This window comes from Acinetobacter lwoffii, assembly GCF_052078135.1.
Taxonomy (GTDB): Bacteria; Pseudomonadota; Gammaproteobacteria; order Pseudomonadales; family Moraxellaceae; genus Acinetobacter; species Acinetobacter lwoffii_Z.
Genome location: NZ_JBQGUZ010000021.1, coordinates 1 through 19,865, shown reverse-complemented (window position 1 = coordinate 19,865; position 19,865 = coordinate 1). Strand labels below are relative to the sequence as shown.

The 19,865-nt window shown below is 43.6% G+C and carries 16 protein-coding genes and 1 pseudogene; 11 read left to right on the top strand and 6 right to left on the bottom strand.

Features of this window, described 5'->3' with window-relative positions; all coding sequences use genetic code 11:
* Window positions 1-134: 134 nt before the first annotated feature.
* Window positions 135-695, bottom strand: a complete 561-nt coding sequence (locus ACTL4S_RS12935; protein ID WP_441299469.1) for a hypothetical protein — start codon at window positions 693-695, stop codon at window positions 135-137.
* Between the two features lie 85 nt (window positions 696-780).
* Window positions 781-2,955: a YccS family putative transporter gene (yccS, locus tag ACTL4S_RS12930; protein WP_114541644.1), complete on the bottom strand. Its 2,175-nt coding sequence runs from the start codon at window positions 2,953-2,955 to the stop codon at window positions 781-783.
* Between the two features lie 138 nt (window positions 2,956-3,093).
* Here yccS and ACTL4S_RS12925 point away from each other — a divergent pair, with 138 nt between their 5' ends.
* Window positions 3,094-4,311, top strand: a complete 1,218-nt coding sequence (locus ACTL4S_RS12925; RefSeq protein ID WP_441299468.1) for a multidrug effflux MFS transporter — start codon at window positions 3,094-3,096, stop codon at window positions 4,309-4,311.
* A gap of 77 nt (window positions 4,312-4,388) precedes the next feature.
* Here the strand turns inward: ACTL4S_RS12925 and ACTL4S_RS12920 are convergent, their stop codons facing one another.
* Entirely contained in the window at window positions 4,389-5,096 is a 708-nt protein-coding gene (locus tag ACTL4S_RS12920) for a nitroreductase (protein WP_441299467.1), read from the bottom strand.
* A gap of 902 nt (window positions 5,097-5,998) precedes the next feature.
* On the opposite strand from ACTL4S_RS12920, the gene gltS reads away from it, so the two are divergent.
* On the top strand, window positions 5,999-7,237 hold the full coding sequence (gene gltS / locus ACTL4S_RS12915; protein WP_004731964.1) for a sodium/glutamate symporter: 1,239 nt from the start codon (window positions 5,999-6,001) through the stop codon (window positions 7,235-7,237).
* A 45-nt stretch (window positions 7,238-7,282) separates the two neighbouring features.
* Window positions 7,283-8,758 carry an alanine/glycine:cation symporter family protein gene (locus tag ACTL4S_RS12910; protein WP_004731963.1) on the top strand — a complete coding sequence of 492 codons (1,476 nt, stop codon included), beginning with the start codon at window positions 7,283-7,285 and terminating at the stop codon, window positions 8,756-8,758.
* Between the two features lie 55 nt (window positions 8,759-8,813).
* Here the strand turns inward: ACTL4S_RS12910 and chrA are convergent, their stop codons facing one another.
* Window positions 8,814-10,019, bottom strand: a complete 1,206-nt coding sequence (gene chrA / locus ACTL4S_RS12905) for a chromate efflux transporter (protein ID WP_441299466.1) — start codon at window positions 10,017-10,019, stop codon at window positions 8,814-8,816.
* A 124-nt stretch (window positions 10,020-10,143) separates the two neighbouring features.
* Between chrA and ACTL4S_RS12900 the strand changes: the two genes are divergently transcribed.
* The 7 genes and pseudogenes from ACTL4S_RS12900 (at window position 10,144) to ACTL4S_RS12870 (ending at window position 16,069) form a co-directional block, all read left to right on the top strand.
* Window positions 10,144-11,148, top strand: coding sequence for a patatin-like phospholipase family protein (locus tag ACTL4S_RS12900; RefSeq protein WP_441299465.1), 1,005 nt, complete (start codon window positions 10,144-10,146; stop codon window positions 11,146-11,148).
* A gap of 339 nt (window positions 11,149-11,487) precedes the next feature.
* Entirely contained in the window at window positions 11,488-11,664 is a 177-nt protein-coding gene (locus ACTL4S_RS12895; protein WP_004731959.1) for a hypothetical protein, read from the top strand.
* A gap of 287 nt (window positions 11,665-11,951) precedes the next feature.
* Window positions 11,952-12,473, top strand: a complete 522-nt coding sequence (locus tag ACTL4S_RS12890) for an acyl-CoA thioesterase (RefSeq protein ID WP_004280680.1) — start codon at window positions 11,952-11,954, stop codon at window positions 12,471-12,473.
* A gap of 151 nt (window positions 12,474-12,624) precedes the next feature.
* Entirely contained in the window at window positions 12,625-13,188 is a 564-nt protein-coding gene (locus ACTL4S_RS12885; RefSeq protein WP_224215658.1) for a TetR/AcrR family transcriptional regulator, read from the top strand.
* A gap of 40 nt (window positions 13,189-13,228) precedes the next feature.
* Window positions 13,229-14,428 carry an MFS transporter gene (locus ACTL4S_RS12880; RefSeq protein WP_441299464.1) on the top strand — a complete coding sequence of 400 codons (1,200 nt, stop codon included), beginning with the start codon at window positions 13,229-13,231 and terminating at the stop codon, window positions 14,426-14,428.
* Between the two features lies 1 nt (window position 14,429).
* Window positions 14,430-15,322: pseudogene (locus ACTL4S_RS12875) on the top strand (LysR substrate-binding domain-containing protein).
* 132 nt (window positions 15,323-15,454) lie between these two features.
* Window positions 15,455-16,069, top strand: coding sequence for a glutathione S-transferase family protein (locus ACTL4S_RS12870; RefSeq protein WP_441299483.1), 615 nt, complete (start codon window positions 15,455-15,457; stop codon window positions 16,067-16,069).
* A gap of 82 nt (window positions 16,070-16,151) precedes the next feature.
* Here ACTL4S_RS12870 and ACTL4S_RS12865 read toward each other — a convergent pair whose 3' ends face one another.
* Both ACTL4S_RS12865 and ACTL4S_RS12860 read right to left on the bottom strand, forming a co-directional pair.
* A complete protein-coding gene (locus ACTL4S_RS12865; protein WP_044108554.1) occupies window positions 16,152-17,756 on the bottom strand; it encodes a bifunctional 3-(3-hydroxy-phenyl)propionate/3-hydroxycinnamic acid hydroxylase in 1,605 nt (534 codons plus the stop codon).
* 353 nt (window positions 17,757-18,109) lie between these two features.
* Window positions 18,110-18,343 (bottom strand): hypothetical protein, encoded by a 234-nt coding sequence (locus ACTL4S_RS12860; RefSeq protein ID WP_004645811.1) that lies wholly within the window; start codon window positions 18,341-18,343, stop codon window positions 18,110-18,112.
* 391 nt (window positions 18,344-18,734) lie between these two features.
* Here ACTL4S_RS12860 and ACTL4S_RS12855 point away from each other — a divergent pair, with 391 nt between their 5' ends.
* Window positions 18,735-19,742 carry a CobW family GTP-binding protein gene (locus ACTL4S_RS12855; protein ID WP_441299463.1) on the top strand — a complete coding sequence of 336 codons (1,008 nt, stop codon included), beginning with the start codon at window positions 18,735-18,737 and terminating at the stop codon, window positions 19,740-19,742.
* The last annotated feature ends 123 nt before the right edge of the window (window positions 19,743-19,865 follow it).

Below are 19,865 nucleotides of genomic sequence, written 5' to 3'. Positions count from 1 at the left end.
CAAAATTATAACTGAAGTTTAAGCTCGAATTATAGGTGTTGAGGATAATATTTATTCTCATTATCATTTATTGTTTTGAGATTAAAAAAACCTCCATGCCGGGACAGGAGGTTTTTCACTGAAGAAAGAACAGTTTAGATTTGTTTTGCTGCGCCGACTTCTGCTTCCAGATGCTTGCGAATCGTGGCGAAAGAGAAGTTTTTGCTGTCCAGACGTTTCGGCAGGATATATGCACCTTGCTGGCCTTTTACCTTGAAATTGACCAACATGAATTCTGGTGTGTTGTACCATTCATAGATGTCTTTCCAGCTAATCGCCCCAACACCTTCTTGCATGCCCATTTTCTGACGCATCACGATGCCATGTGGTTGTACGCCCAGGCGAACACCTTTGATTTCCTGTACCGGAAATTCATTCATCTTGCGTTTAACATACCATTCCAGACCAAAGGTACGGATCAGGAAATACAACACCACACAGACAATGGCCACCCAGCAGAACACGGTAGAATAGTTCTTCAGGAGCAGAATGCCCAGAATAGAAAGTGCAACAACAGCACCCATGATCAGCCATGCTTTCATGCCAATTTTATTGGTACTACGCCAGATCACCAGCTGAGCATGACGCTGCTCGGCTTCTGAAATTTCATAGTTCACAGGCTGTAGGGTATAAGCGTATAAATTTTTCGCGGTCATAATGAAATTAGCAGATTTTAAACTGTAAAAAGTTTAGCACTAATTGTACCAATTCAGTGAGTATATTGTTCCAAAATCAGCCAAATTATAATGAACCTAATTCAGTTGCCTGTTCATCACGCTCATGGCTCAAACTTTGTTTCAGTTGGCTCAACTGCTTTAAAATACTGAACATTAAAGACAGCTGCTGCAAAATGATCAGGGATTTCTGATCTTGCTCCTGATCTTGAGCCAGGCGCTGTCGAATATGAGCAATCATATTTTGCGCACTTAAATCGGGCATTTCATCTCGTAACAATGCACCACGAATGTTCTCGAGTGCTTTGTCCAATAAATTCAGAATGTCCTGATCTTCAATTTTTTCCCGGTGTGCACCCAGTGCGGCAATATAACTGATAAAAGTATGGTTCAGACAAAGGAACTCAAAGGCTAGTGATTTTTGTACCGGATCAATATCTGGTTCAGTGGCCAGTGTCGAAATCAGTGAAGCCACCTCGGCATCGGTATTATGGGCCGCACGGCGCACAATCCGATATTTCAGGCCATTATTACGTCCCGATTTATACTGCTCGATTACTTCACTCAAATAATCTGCTTCTGCCTGCAAGCTGCGTTTGATACTGCGCGGCAAACGTCGGAACTTCCAGTCTGGAAAAATAAAGCTGACGCCGAACCAGGCAATCGCACAGCCAATCAAGGTGTCGATCATACGCGGGATGGCCGCGGCATAGCCCATACCGTCCAGATTGAAGTTGATTAGGGCTAAAATCGTGATAAAGGCGGTGGCCTGTGCATACTGTTTACTGCGCAATTCAAAGAACAGAATTCCACTTAGTACCAGAAGCAATAATTGTCCTTCGATGGACGGCACAAAATATAAAATGGCATAACCGAGGATAATACCGACCAACGTACCGATAATACGCAGACGTAAACGCCGTTTGGTGGCGTTAAAGTTGGGCTGGCTGACAAAGAGTGCGGTCAATAAAATCCAGTAACCATATTCAATATTGCTGACCTGTACGAAGATATAGCTGATCAGCAGCACAATCGACAGGCGAATGGCATGCCGGAACAGCACCGACTCGGGCGTCAAATGCTGTTTAATCCGAATCTTGATGTCATCCCAGCCTTTCAGGTCATCATCTCTGAGCTGGTTTTCGATATGTTTGAAACGCTCGGACTTGATATTTTGCTCGGTTTCCAGGTTGCGTAACTGGGCATCAATCGATTTCAGGTTTTGAAACAGCGCAAACAGGGCACTGATCCAGACCTGATCATAATGCTGCTCCTGACGTAACTTATCCAGAGACTGTCTCAGGTTGTCAAACGCATGCTTGAAGCGCTGGTTATGTACATAAGGTTTGCGCATCAGCAAACTTTCACTCAGGTCCTTACAGGCTTTGCCCTGAATTGACATGATGCGCTGGAAGCGGAACAGGATATCGCTATGCTGGAAAATCTTGGCCAGTTTCTGATAATCAATATGCGCTGAATCGGCACGTTCATGAATATCCTGCGCGACAAAATAATATTGCAGGCTGCGACGGGTGTCTTTTTGCCCACGGTCGCCTTTCAGGCGGGTCAGGAGAGCCGTTTTCATTTCATTAAAAATCGCAATCAGTTTGCCGTTTTCAAGCGAGAGTTCAATCATGCTCTGCTGATAGCTTTTCGGCGTCATGTCCACATCAAACAGATTGGACTTAGCATATAAAAAGTTACCGAGCGCAGAATAGGAAATGGCAAGCTTGTCTTGCGCCAACCGGGCAGGGAAAATCAGGAAGCTGATGGTCGACAGCAGACCGTACCACATCGCGCCGATGACCAATAAACCAGCCTGTTTATACCATTCATCAAACAGCTCCACCCCGAGCATGGAATAAACGGAAATCACCAGACAGCCGTAGGAAATCGTGGCATAGCGTCGCCCTAGTGAACCCAGCAAAATCAGGGCAATACAGGACACAATTAAGGCCAAGGCAAACAGCAAGGGATAAGGAAAAAGCAGATATACGCCTACTGCCGTAATAAAGAAGCCAATGTAGGTGTAGAGCAGATTTAAAATCCGCACCGAAAAGCGGTCATCAATATCGCTTAAACCGGCTGCAACCACCCCTAAAGTCAATGGGATCGTCATCAATTGTTGTCCCATAAAATAGGGAACAAAGGCGGTACCTGCAAATGCCGTCATCATGCGCAGGTTATACATCAAGGTCGTGTTATAGGTGGTTTGCTTGAGACGAGTGAGCCAAGATTTCAAAGGTCGTCCTTTATACTGCAGTCTTAGAGCTGAATCTGAATAGGCTAATGAAAATAGTATATTTATAAATCTTCATTTCAGGCTAAATCATACTATGCACTGTGTTAATTTGTCTGCATATTAGCGCTTTAAATCTTCATGCTTATGACATCGAATAAAATAGTACAACAACCTTATGCCATGTCCTGGATTGTTTTGCTGGCGACCTTAAGTGCACTCGGGCCTTTATCCATTGATATGTATCTTTCGGCCTTACCGGCTATGGCAGCAGATTTTGGTGTCAGTACCCAAATGGTTTCCAATAGCTTGCCGGCTTATTTCTTCGGTCTGGCGATCGGGCAACTGATTTATGGTCCGATCAGTGACCGGATTGGACGTAAACCGCCACTGTATTTTGGGCTGTGTTTATACATTGTGGCAAGTTTGCTGTGTGTCTTTGCGCAGGATGAATGGAGCCTGATCGCTGCACGAATTCTGCAAGCTCTCGGTGGCTGTGTCGGGGTGGTCATGGCACGCGCTGCAATTCGCGATCGTCTGGATATGCATTCAGCAGCTCAGGCCTTTGCCAGCATGATGATTGTGACCGCCATTGCGCCAATCATTGCTCCAAGTCTGGGGGCCTGGGTGTTGATGTTTTATGAATGGAACGTGATCTTCTTGGTGTTGATGGGCTGCGGTCTGTTGAGTCTAGCCTGTGTACACTTTCTTTTTAAAGAAACCCTGGAGCCAGAACGCCGTCTCAAGCTGAACTTTCAACAGGTTATAAGTTTGTACCGGTGCATTTTTCAAGATCCCAGCTTTCGACGCCCGCTCTATGCCGGCTGTTTTTCCGGTGCGGTGATGTTCTGTTATATCAGCGCTTCTTCGACTATTCTGATGGATCGTTATCAACTGACCGAGCAGCAGTTTGCTTATGCCTTTGGTGCCAATGCTTTCGGCATCATGCTGTTTTCGACCTTGAATAAACGTCTGGCTGGACGATTCTCGATATTGCAGCGCCTGAAAATCGGCACCTGCCTGCAGTTTGCCGGTGTATTAGGGTTAATCTTGCTGGGCTGTCTGGACGTCGATTCTGTGCTCTGGGTGTTGTTAGGCATGTTTATTGTGGTGGCATCTATCGGGTTTACTGGTCCGAATGCCATGGCTTTGGCAATGGCTGAACAGGGCGAGCGGGCAGGAACTGCCAGTGCGATTATGGGCAGTATGCAATTTGTCTGTGGTTTATTGGGCGGTGTATTACTGAATTTTCTGATCTGGCATGCTTTGTTGAATATGGCCTTGATCATGCTGGTTTTTGTCGGTATTTCCGCTTGGGCGATTTTTAAAATAAAGATGCCAATCTTGCAAAATGCATAGATGCTGGGCGTTCTCTAATATATTAAAAATGCTGGATCGAACAGAGGGCTAAGCAAGTTGGCTTAGCCCTGCTTGCATCACTCATCTATAAACACGGCAAATTCTTCTACGGGAACGCGCGGGGTAATAAAGCTGTTAATAATTTGCTCTGGGTCGGCATAACCCAGTGCCATACCGCAGACCAGCTCTTCATCATCGGGTGCGCCGACCAGATCAAGCACGATCGGGTGAAAGTGATTCCAGGCTGCCTGCGGGCAGGTATCCAGACCACGGGCTTTTGCGGCCAGCATGACATTCTGGATCATCATAGAAACATCCATTTTGGAACCGATCGCCAAAGAACGATGTACGGTAAAGAACAGGCCGACAGGTGCATCAAATAATTCAAAATTACGCAGTTGCTGACGCGCCATTTTTTCCTTTTCACCTTTTTGAATATTCAGCAAGCCATATAAACCCCAGCCATTTTCACGACGACGTTCAATAAATGGCGAGATCCATTGTTCAGGATAATAGGCAAAAGTTTCCTGATACTGCTGTGACAATTCTGGATTTGCATAGATTTGCATTTGTGCCTGACAGACACGTTGCACGAGTTCATCGCGCTTTTTGCCTGTTACCACATATACCCTCCAGGGTTGGGTATTGGTTCCTGAAGGTGCGCGGCTGGCCACCGCCAGAATCTCTTTTAAGGTGTCTGTACTAACGGGGGTATTTAAAAAAGCACGCACTGAATGGCGAGAAGTGATGGTGTGATCTACAGCATGAACAAGATTTTGATCCATTATGGGGTCCAGTCGAATATCCTTATTGAGTTTGTAATGACTATAAACTAAACAAACAGAACGGGGGATAGGAAAATTTCATTCTCAGCCGGCTGCAAAAAACAATTTGTCAGCAAAATGACTTGAGGAATGAAATTTCGCATTCTTTTAGCTAAACATAAATCGCCTCAGTGATAGCAATCGATTTACCCATAATGTTGGTCTTTGATTTAAAAAATGGCTTAAAACCCAAGTGCTTGAACCATTCAACAATAACAATTTCAAACAGAGAACTGATTTATTTTGACTGCAAATCAAGATAATTTAATTTCAAGATCCCTGTTTCATTCCGTGTCGAGTAAAAGATTAATATTTTTTTTGAATTAAAATATAGATTAATCTTCATATAAAAATGAGAATTTATAATTATTTTTTATAGGTAAATTAACTATTGCTAATAAAAAGAAATAAAACTTGATACAAAGAAACAGCATAATGTACGACTTTTCATCTTAATTCATGCATTTTGTGATTAAGATCTGTTTTAAATAACGCGATTCCAGATGGCTTGAATGAAGTCTTTAGGTTGAAAGCACTCATCAAGCACTGAATGTTTTTTTGAGCTTAAAACACAGTTTTTTTACCAACATGCGCGTCTGTTTGAAAATTGTCTGCAATTTTCCAACAGACTGAGTATCGGAATAGAAAAGGTGTTGCTTTTATAAATCTCTCATTTGTTGAATATGATCGTGATGATGATATTCATAAGTTTAAAAGAGATGATAAATCGGTTTGTTTTTCTAATAGTGATAGATCAAATCAGGATATTTCCAGATAAAGATCTAATGAGCGAGCTAGAGATCTAGCGCACTCCCTCACTTTTAGAACAATAAAAAATTCAAAATCATCTTGGGCAAAAAATTATGGATTTTACTTTTAACGCATTTTATACCTTGATTGCCGCAGTCATTGTTTTGTTACTCGGCCGATTCCTGGTTAATAAAATCGATTTTTTAAGACGTTACAATATTCCTGAGCCGGTTGCGGGCGGTTTGGTTGCGGCGATTATCTCATTGCTGGTGCATTCATTGTGGGGATATAGCATCACCACCAGTGCAGAACTACAAACCAGCTTTATGCTGATTTTCTTTGCTTCGATTGGTCTGAGTGCCAACTTTTCCAAGTTGCGTGAAGGTGGGATCGGTCTGGTTATTTTCCTGTTTGCTGTTTCGGCTTTCATTATTTTGCAAAATGCGGTCGGCATGAGTCTGGCAACATTATTGGGTATTGACCCGTTGATTGGCCTGATTGCAGGCTCAGTTACCTTAACCGGTGGTCATGGTACTGCGGGTGCATGGGGGGAAATTTTTGAAGTTGAACATGGTATTCAAGGTGCTTTGGCACTAGGTATGGCCAGTGCGACTTTTGGATTGATTATCGGCGGTATTATTGGCGGACCTTTAGCCAAGTTGCTGATCAACCGTTATAACCTGGCGACTGCGCGTACCGATCAGCAAATTGAAACGCGTGACAATACGCCAATGGACAGCACCACCAGCGAATATGTACCGTTTGAATATCCGCATCAGGTGCGTTTAATTACCGCTGATAATGCAATCACGACCTTGGGTCTATTTGCAGGCTGTTTGGCTTTTGCAGAGTTTATGACGGGTTTCAGTAAAGGTACTGCATTTGAACTGCCAACATTTGTCTGGGCATTGGCGGGTGGTGTCATCCTGCGTAATGTACTGGAAGGTGTTTTCAAAGTTCAGATTTTCGATCGCGCGATTGATGTGTTTGGTAATGCTTCATTGTCGCTGTACTTGGCGATGGCATTGTTATCATTGAAATTATGGCAATTGGCTGACCTTGCAGGACCACTGATGGTAATTCTGGGTGCACAGACCATCACCATGGCTTTGTATGCCGGTTTTGTAACTTTCCGCATCATGGGTAAAAACTACGATGCTGCGGTACTTGCAGCAGGGCATTGTGGTTTCGGTATGGGCGCAACGCCAACAGCGGTTGCCAATATGCAGGCGATTACCAATATGTATGGTGCGTCGCATAAGGCCTTCCTGATTGTTCCATTATGTGGTGCGTTCTTCGTTGACTTAATCAATGCTACTGTTATTCAGATGATTTTGAAGTTTTTTGCATAATTTTTATGCCTGATACGATGAGTCATAGGCTCATAAGGATGTGACATGAATGATCAGTTAAATGAAACCTTACTCGGCTGGATTAATGCCCTGAATGGCCCTTTATGGGATTTTCTGGTGGTGTTTCTGGTCGCAGTCGGTATTTTCTACACGATCATGACGGGTGCAGTACAAATTCGTTTGTTCTGGCACAGCATGAAAGTCATGAAAAATAGCCGTGGCAAGGTTCAGGATACGCACGGCATTACCCCGTTTCAGGCCTTTGTCACTGGACTGGCAAGCCGGGTCGGTGTGGGCAATGTCGCGGGTGTCGCCATTGCGATTGCGATTGGTGGCCCCGGTGCCGTGTTCTGGATGTGGTTTACTGCCTTTTTGGGCATGAGTTCTGCTTTTGTTGAATCCTCTTTGGCACAGTTGTTTAAGGTGCGAGATAACAAAAACCAGCAATTCCGTGGTGGTCCAGCTTATTACATTACTCAAGGCCTGAAACAGAAATGGCTCGGGATTGTCTTTGCGATTGCATTGATCACGACTTATGGTTTTGTCTTCAATGCAGTTCAGGCCAATGCCATTACCGGAGCAACCTCTCATGCTTGGGGCTGGGATCAGGCGAACCTGATTCTGCCATTAGGCGGCCTGAATCTGGAAATTTCCTGGGTCGGATTGTTTCTGGTCTTGATGACTGCGGTGATCATTTTTGGCGGGATTAAACGGATTGCGAAAGTTGCGGAAAGCTTTGTGCCGTTTATGGCTGTGCTTTATCTGGCTGTGGCTTTGTATATTGCGGTCATCAATTACGATCTGCTCCCATCCATCTTCCAGCTCATTTTCAGTAAAGCCTTTGAATTTGAAGCCGCCGCTGGTGGATTCTTTGGCGCCATGGTATCTATGGCGATGATGATGGGCATCAAGCGTGGTCTGTTCTCTAACGAGGCAGGGATGGGTTCGGCACCGAATGCTGCTGCAGCTTCCGATGTCAAACATCCGGTCAACCAGGGTCTGGTACAGATGCTCGGAGTATTTGTAGATACCTTTGTGGTGTGTTCATGTACCGCGATTATTATTCTGGTTTCGGGTCTGTATGAAAATGCAGGATTTGAAGGCGTGACCTTGACCCAGATGGCGCTTGAAAGCCAGATTGGTGCTTGGGGTGATGACTTCCTGGCTTTGATTCTGTTCCTGTTTGCCTATTCTTCGATTATTGGTAACTATGCCTATGCCGAAGGAAACGTCCAGTTCATCAATAACAATAGCCGGGTGATGTTGATTTTCCGCTTATTTGTATTGGTCATGGTGTATTTCGGTTCTATCGCCAGTGTGCCATTGATCTGGAATATGGCAGATCTGTTCATGGGTGTCATGGCAAGCATCAACCTGATCGCAATCCTGTTGCTGATGCCATTCTTGCTGATGCTACTCAAAGACTATACTGGTCAGTTGAAGCGTGGTGTGAAAGAGCCTGAATTTAAACTGGATAACCATCCTAAATTTAAAGACAAGGTCAAATCAGATATCTGGTAAGACTTGAAGCAAAAAGCCCCGATCATTCGGGGCTTTTTTTGTGCCAAAGTTTTATTTAAAAGAAATTTAAATAACTTTGATAAAGCACAAAGCCTAAAATCAGGCTGAACCAGACCGGTAGTTTTGAGCGTAGCAGAGCAATCATCACCGCGACAAAGACCAGGTCGGAGCCATAACTAAAATAACATTGTGAAAGATCCAGCAATAAATACAGTAACAGTCCTACTACCGCAGCATTGATGCCCATCACCGCCTGATGAATATGGCGCTGCTGCATCAACCATGACCAGTAAGGCAAGGTGGCAAAAATCAGAAAAAATGAAGGTAAAAATATGGTGCAGGTCGCTAGCACTGCATTCAGCCAGACATAAGGCGTCCAAGGCAGTAAAGCACCGATATAACTGGCAAAACTGAATAAAGGTCCCGGCATCAGTTGGGCAAATGCATAGCCAAGATCAAAAGATTGCGCACTCACCAAACCGGTTGTGACAAAGTCCTGATGTAACAAAGGCAGAATCACATGACCGCCACCAAACACCAGCGAGCCAGTCTGATAGAAATTGGAAAAAAATTGCAGCTCCGATTCACCCCATAATTTGCCTGCTAAGGGCAGCAGCAAAAATGGCAAGATAAATGCTAGCAGCCAATAGGGTGCAGCGGCAGATCGAATATATGGCGAGCTGATTGCCGTTTTGTTAATTTCTTTGGGTTTCGAATCTGAGTGGGAAAAATGTCCAGCCAAGAGTCCACAGATTGCGCCCAGTATAATGACCAGAATCTGGTTAAAACTTACTGAAACGACTATCAGTAATGCGACAGAGAGGATTAAGACAGCGTATTGCCAAACCGTTTTACAGAAGCTTCTCAGCATTTGCCAGAATGCCCAGGCGATGACAGAAAATACAATTAACTGGATGGTATGAAAGCTGTTTGAGTTTAAAATATGAAAATAGCTTTGACCCAATAACGCCACCAAGGTCATCAGAATCATTGAGGGCAGGGTAAAACCCAGCCATGCGATTACGGCACCAGTATAGCCCCGTTGCAGATAACCGATCGACAGCCCCACCTGACTGCTGCTCGGCCCGGGTAAAAGTTGCGCCAAAGCGACCAGTTGACTGTACTGGGTGTCATTCAACCATTGCAGTTGGGTCACAAATTTTCGGTGAAAAAACACCAGATGCGCCGCTGGACCACCAAATGAAATGCAGCCCAGTTGCAGGAAAATCAGGAAAATCCGATACAGTGAGATTGAAGACATACAGTTATGGGGAAAAATGAAGGTAAAGTAGCTGAACTGTATGACAGTTTTACGAAATTCTACAGACTATTTATGCATGTGTTTATACACTATGCTGCTTTAGATTAATGAGGACATTCTCTGCATGCAGAAATATGTGTTGAGTATGGTGATACTGGGTACATTTGGCCTGAGTGCTTGCCAAACGACCCCAATGACAGCCCAAGCGGCGACCGGTCATCTACAACCTGCTGCACAACGTGGAGAAGCTCAGGCACGTCCGAATCAAATTAATTTTCAAAAGATCAAGCAAACCCAACAGCGTCCGGTAGTTGCTTTAGTCCTAGGCAGTGGCGGTGCGCGTGGTTATGCGCATATTGGTGCGCTGGAAGTACTGGAACAGGCGGGTATTCAACCAGATTTTATTGTCGGAACCAGTGCGGGCAGTATTGTAGGCTCCATTTATGCGAGTGGCAAACCGGCGATTGAACTGCGCAATATTGCTCTCAGCATGCGACCGAATGATGTCCGTGATATCAAACTGGCCAGAAAAGGTTTTTTTGATGGCAAAAAAGTTGAGGACTATGTCAATTTGCAGGTCGATCAAACACCGCTTGAAGCCATGAAAATCCCGATGTTTGTGGTAGCAACCGCGCTGAAAGAAGGCAAAAAAGTCGTTTTTAATTATGGTAATACCGGACAGGCGGTACGTGCTTCAGTCTCGATTCCGAGTATGTTTATTCCGACTATTATTCAAGGTAAAGAATATGTAGATGGTGGTCTGGTCAGTCCGGTGCCGGTCGATGTGGCACGTGAGTTGGGAGCCGATATTGTGATTGCGGTAGATATTCTGGCACAGCCCATTCATACGGAAACCACCAATGTCTGGGGACTGTTTAATCAGAACATCAATATTATGCAGCAACATCTGGCACATGAAGAATTAAAGCATGCAGATGTGGTGATTCAGCCGGACTTACGTGAAAAAGGCCATATCTTTGATGTCCGTGGCAGGGAACTTACCATGCAGGCTGGTGCCGAGGCGACCCAGTTAAAGTTGATGGAAATTTCACAAGCCTACCAAAAACATGATTATGCTCAAGGACATCGGATTCCACAGTTTGTGGTACATGAACATCAAGCTCAATAAATCTTTTTTTTGAAATTTCTGTTTATCCCTCTATCGCAGTATAGGGATATTCAATCAAAAGGATAACGGATCATCGGCTGTAACGCTTAACTGATTGTTATAAAAGCTAAGATGATTGCCTATGTGTATCAGTCAGTCGGAATTATCGCAAAAGATAAAATTAATTTTAAATATAACAAATTGAATTATAAGTATATTGTTTTAAATAATAAGCCTTATTCGTCTTAAATTAAAATTTTAATATTATTATTCGTATACTTAAGTTGATCAAATATTCAAAAGCATCGATGTCCATGCCAGAATGCAGTTTGAAAAGATCACTACACAGATGTAGACATCATGATGCATATTAAAATTGGACAGCAGGTCAAACTGGCACAATTCGAACACTATATTTTTACAGTGACCGCGACCCATCAGGATGGTTCTTTTACCGTTGAAACGACCTTGGATGGTCAACAAATTTTAAGTTATCAGAACGTGGCGCAGGAAATGCTCAGGCCAGTGATGCTTTAAATCACACAGAGCCTTTTTATTTTCCTGAATTATTTTTGTTCAGAGCTTAAAACAGTGAAAAATTCTCAGTTGCTGTGTGATCAACCCCAGATAAATAAGTGTTGATTTATTGGCACTTAACTTTCTAACTGAGATTTTAAGCAATTAAATATATTTTTTTCTGTATGAATACATTTTCTATATCAATAATTGTGATGCTTCATTTGCCGAATTGAACATTTTATTCATGTTAAAAACGCTATAATAATAAACGATAACCTTGTCATTCAAAGAGTTCAAAGAAAACGATGGCCCCTTTAGATCAAATTGCAGCAGTGTCGGATGACCAGTCAGAGTTAACGATGTCAGTTCTCATGACGCCAGATATGGCAAATTTTTCAGGAAATGTTCATGGTGGAACCATTCTGAAATTATTGGATCAGGTGGCGTATGCATGTGCAAGTCGCTATTCGGGTAGTTATGTCGTGACCTTATCTGTAGACAAGGTGAATTTTAAAGAGCCAATTCACGTCGGTGAATTGGTTACATTTCTGGCCAGTGTGAATCATGTTGGCCGTACCTCGATGGAAATCGGGATTCGTGTAGAAGCTCAGAATATTCAAAAGAGAACGGTACGTCATACCAATAGCTGTTATTTCACCATGGTCGCGGTGGATGAAAATGGTAAACCAAAACAGATTCCAGCTTTGAATCTGGACAATGACTGGAAACGTTGCCGTTTTGAAGCAGCGGAACAGCGTAAAGTCGCGCGTTTGCAAGAAAATCATCATCCTTCTTGCAGCATTTATAAAAAGACTGCACAGAGTTAAGTTAAATCGTGATTGAGAAAAGACCTTCCTCAGGAGGTCTTTTTTTTTGATTCAATTTTTGTTTTTCACTGGAGCTTTGCCATTTTTTACTCTAATATAAAACGATACGTATCGTTTCGGTTTTTAGATTTTAAAAGTTAAGTAGAAAAATATGAGCAGTGACGAAAAAAGTTCCCGGCGACAGCAGTGCATTTTACAGGCAGTCGCAGATGCGCTGGCAGAATGTGAATATCATCAGCTGACGATTGAAGATGTAGCGGCACGTGCCAGCGTTGGCAAGTCCACGATTTATCGCTGGTGGAAACATAAATCGGAACTGGTACTAGACACTTTCAAGCAACATACGGCTTCGGTATTTGAACTGGATACGTCTAAAAGCCTGAAAAGTAATCTTATTCAACAACTCAGTTCTTTATCTCAAGCACTGAATCATCCAGTGGGGCGGGCTTTACTGGTAGTGATTGCTAATCACCGCGAACTGGCAGGTGAGTTCTTTCAGCAATATCTCTTGCCACGTCGACAACAGACCCATCAACTGATTCAGCAAGCGATTGAACGGGGAGAAATACACCCGGATTATCCTTTTGATTTGATGCTGGATACCTTATACGGCCCGATTCATTACCAGATTATTTTTTTCAACCGGATTCCAGATGAACACTATATCCAGAATCTGGTCGAGTTGGCTTTGCATCCTGTTACTGTCCAAGTCTGAGTTTGTGCTATTTCCCTACAAATTTTAAAAGTTGGTGATTATGTCAGTTAGCGCTGAGCGGTTATGGAATCGCTCATTTATCTTGTGCTTATTCAATAATTTTTTCCTGTTCGTTTATTACTTTGCCTTACTGACCATCTTGCCGATTTACATCATGAAAGATCTGGGCGGTTCGGTAAAAGAAGCTGGGTTGGCGCTGACGCTATTTTTGGCCTCTTCGATTGCGATCCGGCCATTTTCCGGCATGATCATCGAAAAGTTCGGCAAGAAAATCTCGATGCGCGGTGCAGGCGTGATTTTTGCCTTATTTGCCTTTAGTTATTTGCTGGTGGATAGCATGGGGTCGCTGTTGCTGGTGCGTTTTTTACATGGCATCTGGTTCAGTATTCTGACCACGGTGGCAGTACCCGTCGCCAATGAATTTATTCCTGAACAGCGCAAAGGTGAGGGCATGGGTTATTTTGTCATGTCGACCAATCTGGGTGTGGTGTTTGGGCCCTTGCTGGCATTGACCGTGATTCAGTTCACCAGTTTTAATGTCTTATTTGGAATTCTTGCCGTTATTATTTCTTTGGGATTAATCTTCTGCTGGATGCTCAAAATCACAGAGTTACCAAAACCTGAAGCCATAAGCACAGAGAAAACCAGTTTGAGCTTGCAGGATATTCTGGAAGTCAAAGTTCTGGCGGTAAGTTTCGTGGCGTTGCTAACCGCTTTTGCCTACTCGGGCATCATGAGTTTTATTACCGCATTTAGTGAAACCAAGCAGCTTTTGGGCTATACCAGCGTATTCTTTATTGTATTTGCAGCGTCCATGTTGCTGGTCAGACCTTGGGTCGGAAAGATTTATGACCGCAAGGGGCCAAGTGCGGTTATTTATCCTTCATTTATTTTCTTTGCCATGGGTCTGGTGATTGTCAGCCTGATTTCCAATCAATGGATATTATGGTTGTCGGCAGTATTTATTGGCATCGGTTATGGTTCACTATTCCCATGTTTGCAGACCTTGGCCATTCAGTCGGTCGACAAACAGCGTATGGGACATGCGATTTCAACCTTCTTTACTCTGTTTGATCTGGGTTTAGCGATCGGTTCCGTGGCAATGGGAGTATTGATGGCCTATTGGGGCTTTGAAATCACCTATGTTTTGAGTGCTGTACTCGTCATTGTGACGATATTGGTTTATCGTCAGTATGTTGCCAAAAAGCAAAATAAGCGCCCGGCAAGTTTGGAGTTATAAAATGGAATTAAGACATTTACGTTATTTCGTTACAGTGGCGCAGGAACTGAATTTTACCCGTGCCGCGGAAAAATTAAATACAGTACAGCCATCACTGAGCCAACAAATCAAGGATTTGGAACGTGAGGTTGGCGTACAGTTGCTGGAGCGGAATAACCGTAAGGTCGGACTGACTGAAGCCGGTCAGGCGTTTTTAAAAGAAGCTTTGCTGAGTCTTGAGCATGCAGAGCGCGCCATTCAGTCTGCCAGACAGATCGCCAATGCACAGCAGGATCAGCTGAATATCGGATTCGTGCCGGTCGCGGAAATGAAAGTCTTTCCTTATATCATGCCGAATATCCGCGCGCATTTTCCTGAACTGAAAGCACAGTTTCATAGTCTGACCGATGCAGAGCAGTTTAGTGCCTTAAGAAATGGACAGATCGACATTGCCTTTACCCGTTATCCGGGGCAGTTAAGTGAGTTTGATTCGATCCGCATTTTTGATGAGCCTTTAACCTTGATTGTGCCCAAAGATTCCCCGGCTGCGGCCTTGCCCTATGTCAGTATCAAGAGTTTTGAAAATCAGGACTTTGTAATTAGTGATGAGCAGCCCTCACCGCAACTGCATAAGCTGATTCAGGATTTTTTTAAACAGTCTAAATTAAAAGTGAATGTGGTGCAGTATTCCACCAATATCCTGCTCAATGTCAATCTGGTAGGGATGGGGTGGGCTGGAGTCTGGTGCCGGCCTATGTGATTCCATTGCTCGGCGATAATATTGTGGTGAAAAAGACGCTGGAACCTTTGCCGATGATTGGACTGTATGCCAATTATCGCAAGGATCAAAAACATGTGGTGATTGATCTGATTTTAAAAGTATTAAAAGAAAAGTTTTGCGTGGATCTTTTCTAATATCTGCATCCTTGATCAGCCCAGATGAAAAGCCGTGCGACAGAAATGATCTGTAGCACATCCTTTTAAATCGGGACTGCAAATCACTTTATACTGAACATCTAACAATAAAAAACCGGTTGAAGCAGGATGATGAAGCTCTATAACAACCCGCAATCACGTGGCCTGACCTTGTTGCCTTTGCTGAAAGAATTGCAGATTGAAGATCAGATTGAGCAGGTGGAGATTGCCTATGAGGATATGCATCAGCAGGCATATACACAGATGAATCCGATGGGAAAAGTTCCCTGTCTGGTAGATCAAGAGATCGTCATTTCAGAAATGGCCGCTATTTTTATCTATCTGGCAGATAAGTATTCTGACAAAGGATTGGCACCTGCTTTGGATGATCCGAAGCGTGGGGCGTATTTGAAATGGATGTTTTTCTGTCATGGACCCTTCACCGAATATATCGATATAAAAAATTTGCAGGTGTCGCCAGAAAATATTGAAAAGAATCGGAGAAGTTTAAGTTTTGGGAATGAAGCAGCCGTATTTGATTTTCTGAAACAGGGCATCGGGCAGGCCAGTCCCTATCTGTTGGGCGAAAAAGTCTCGGCGGCGGATCTCTATGTGGCTTATTGTTTAATTTTCGCGATCTCTGCGATAATTTTACCGCCATTTGACGAGTTCAAACCCTTCCTGCAGCAGATGGCTCGCCGTGATTCCCTGAAAGATATTCCGTGGTTTCAGGAATACCAAGTCTAATTCCTCGGTCTATATATCTTGATATGGAGATCTAAAACAATAAAAAAACCACGCCGAAGCGTGGTGAAAAGTGACTCTAATATTATTTCAGGTAAAGCTTTTTAAATAGTTGCTGGCTGGTACTTTCCATCGACTGTGGAATGGCCAGCGCAGCCACGAAACGGTCAGGACGCAAGATTACAACGGATTCAGACGTGTTACCAAACCAGGAGCGGATATCTATGCCGATATCACCAATGGTAATGACATCTTGATACTCTTTGCGCTGGTTATTTTGCAATTGCACCGCAGGAATTACCTGGATGAATTTCACGCCGAGCGATTTCCACTGTTGCAACGTCTCCGGACTAAGACCCCATTTCGGATCGACACCCCAGGCAATAATCGCAAAATCATTGCCGATCATTTCATCCAGTAATACGGTTTCACCTGAAGCCAGCTGAACCTGAGGCTGGATAAACATCTTGCCAACCGGAGAGTTCTTGGCTCCGTTACTTAAAAGTGCGCCGTCATGATATTTCGGCATCGGCTTGAAACGCATTTCCAGCAGGTATTGTTTGATCGGCTTGATATAGTTCAGGGCATAGGCAATGCCGTCACGAACAAAACCTTGCCATTTTTTCGGTGGTGCCAATACGTGACCTGCCATCACCGACAGGTCAATCATCGCCTTGGCATGGTCTTTACGTTCGATCTGATAAGAATCTAAAAGTGCTGGGCCAGCTTTGCCTTGAACAACCAGCGCCATTTTCCAAGCCAGATTAAAGGCATCACGCATACCGCTGTTATAACCCTGACCTTGCCATACCGGCATAATGTGCGCTGCATCACCGGCAAGTAAAATACGGTCGACACGGAACTTGTCCGCAATACGAGCATTATGGGTATAGACACGCTGACGGATCACTTCGATACCATCTGTGCTTGGTAAAACCTTAGAAAGAAGTTTGGCAATATTTTCCGGTTTGCTCAGTTCTTCCTGCGTTTCACCCGGCATAACCATAAATTCAAACCGGCGAATACCATGTGGCAATGCGGCTGATACATAAGGACGAACCGGATCACAACATAAGTAAATATGTGGTGTAGCAAGCGGATCATTCTCAAGGTCAATCACGATCCATTGATTCGGTACGGTTTCACCTTCAAAGGCAATGCCCAGGTTGCGGCGCACATATGAATTACCGCCATCACAGGCAATCAGATATTGAGCGCGGATGGTTTCTGCATCGCCCTCTTTATTTTGCAGATTGAGTGTTACGCCGTCAGCATCTTGACTAAACTGGGTCAATTGACGAGAAAATAGCACTTGGGTGTTTTTATATTGCTTTAAGCCTTGCAGTAGGACGTTATCGACTTGTGGCTGAATAAAGGCATTACGGCGCGAGAAACCAAACTCACGTGTTAAAGGCTGAATATCTGCAAAACAGCGACCTTTAGGCGTCAAGAAGCGCATCGCATGATTCGGAGTGGTATGCGGTAAGACTTGATCGACTAAACCCAAAGATTGAATGGTACGTAAGGATTCATCATCGATTCCAATCGCACGTGGATAATCAATCAAACTATCCAGTTGCTCGACAATCGTGACAGCTACGCCTTGCTTGCTCAGATAGTTGGCAATGGTTAAGCCGACAGGGCCGGCGCCAAGGATTGCCACTTCAGTAGTGTAATTAGTATTGCTCATAGCGAATGTCCACTCAATCGACTTGCATTTGATGCTATTAAGGGACAGTTAGAAGCCAGAAACAAGTTAGGCAATAGTAGCTTAAGTATATGGATAATATTGGATTGAAATAGGTGGTTTTTGAATAAATAATTGATTTTAATTATAAAAATAATAAAAATTTGATAGCCTGTATTAATTCTATGATCAGTTTTGACTATGGTGATAAATAGATTTTATGCAATAAAAATGCTGAACCAGCATCAAGCATTATTCAGCATAGAATAATATCGGGGGCAGTATAGGACAAAGCCTACTGGAGAATTACTGTCCCTGATATCTTCATTGAAGGATTAAACGAGTTGTTCAATCACTTAACGTGCAGCAGGTTTTGCAGGTGTCGTAGTTTCCGCAGCAGCTTCAGAGGCAGCAGGCTGCTCTGCAGATGCGCCTGCAACAGGAGCATTCGATTCAGGTAATTCCTGGGTAGTCACAATCACTTTTTCTTCTGCAGTGGTGGTTTTCGCATCTGTAGTTTTACTATCAGCAAAACTGGTGGCTGCAGCAGCAGTAAGCGTAGTGGCAAGTAAGATTTGTGCATATTTCATTTTTGGCATCCTTTTATTCATGTCATGTAATCTGCCGAGCTGACCATCACATCAATTCGACAGATGCCCATCCTAAGCACTGAAATTTTACTGAGCAAATCAATTAACAAAAGCGACACGCAGGGAATAACCCAGCAGATACAAAACTGAGAAAGTTGTTTTATTTCTGTTAATTATGCGGAGTTTTATTTAATGAAAGTGTGTGTGAATATTTCAAGAATCCAATTTGAAATAAAAGTTAACATAGAAAATTGGTAATTTGGGATCATTCCATTAATTTTTATCTCTGTGATTTTCACGCCGTGTTTGCGAAGAACACGCATTTTAAAGTCACACTGTGCTTTATAATGCAGAGTATTGCTATTTCTATTCAATCTCTTGAGAGTCGATTTTGAAAATTCTGTCAGCGTCGCAGGCTATTCCTGTCCATATCATTTCCGGATTTTTGGGTGCAGGTAAAACCACATTACTCAAACATTTATTACAGCAAAAACCGGAACAGGAAATCTGGGCTGTGCTAATGAATGAATTCGGCCAGATTGGGGTAGACCAGCAGTTATTGCCGCAAGATCAGGGTTATGCGGTCAAAGAGCTGTTGGGTGGTTGTCTATGTTGCAGTAGCCAATTGCCGATGCAGATTGCCTTGTCACGCCTGCTGTCAGAAGTGAAACCGGATCGTCTGTTTATCGAACCTACCGGACTGGGGCATCCTGGCCAATTACTGGAACAGCTGACCGAACCGCACTGGCAGAGTCATTTAAACATGCAGGCATTGGTCACAGTGGTAGATGGTTCACGTTTGCATGATCGAGACTGGACTCAGCAAAACCTGTACGCAGACCAACTCAAGGCAGCGCATATTGTGGTGATTTCACATACTGACTTGATGACAACCGCAGACCACGCAGCACTCACGCAACTTCAGACAGAATATCAACCTTATGCCCAACAGTGGTTGTTCACCGAGCATGGACAACTCGATATCGAACTGATCAAGCAGGACTATCGGGGTTTCGCCCGTCAGATTCAGCCTTTGTTAAAACAGCAACAGATCACCCGTTCAGCAGATACGCCCTTAGTGATTCAGCAAATGCCTTATCATTATGTAGAAAGCGCGCAGGGTTATCAGGTTGCGGGCTGGAAATTGCCAAAACGCTGGCAATTCAATTTTTATGATCTGCTGGATCTGCTCTGTGAACAAAAAGACTGGCTCAGAATCAAGGGAATTTTTAATACGGATCAAGGCTGGAAAAGCTTTAATTTTAATCCTGAGCAGTTTAATTATCAGTCGGCAGATGAAGGCATTGATAACCGGGTAGAAGTGATTTATCAACAGTCACGGGATTGGCTGGCCTTTGAAACTGCCCTGATGCAATGTCGTATGGATCCAGAGAAATAATGGTACTGTTTCTAGGGCGTGTCCTCATTTGAAGAATTGGTTTTAAATACTTAAAATCCTCCTTTGAGTTATTTTTATTTCTATATTTTCAATGGCACGTACTCTTCTTACCGATGATATCTG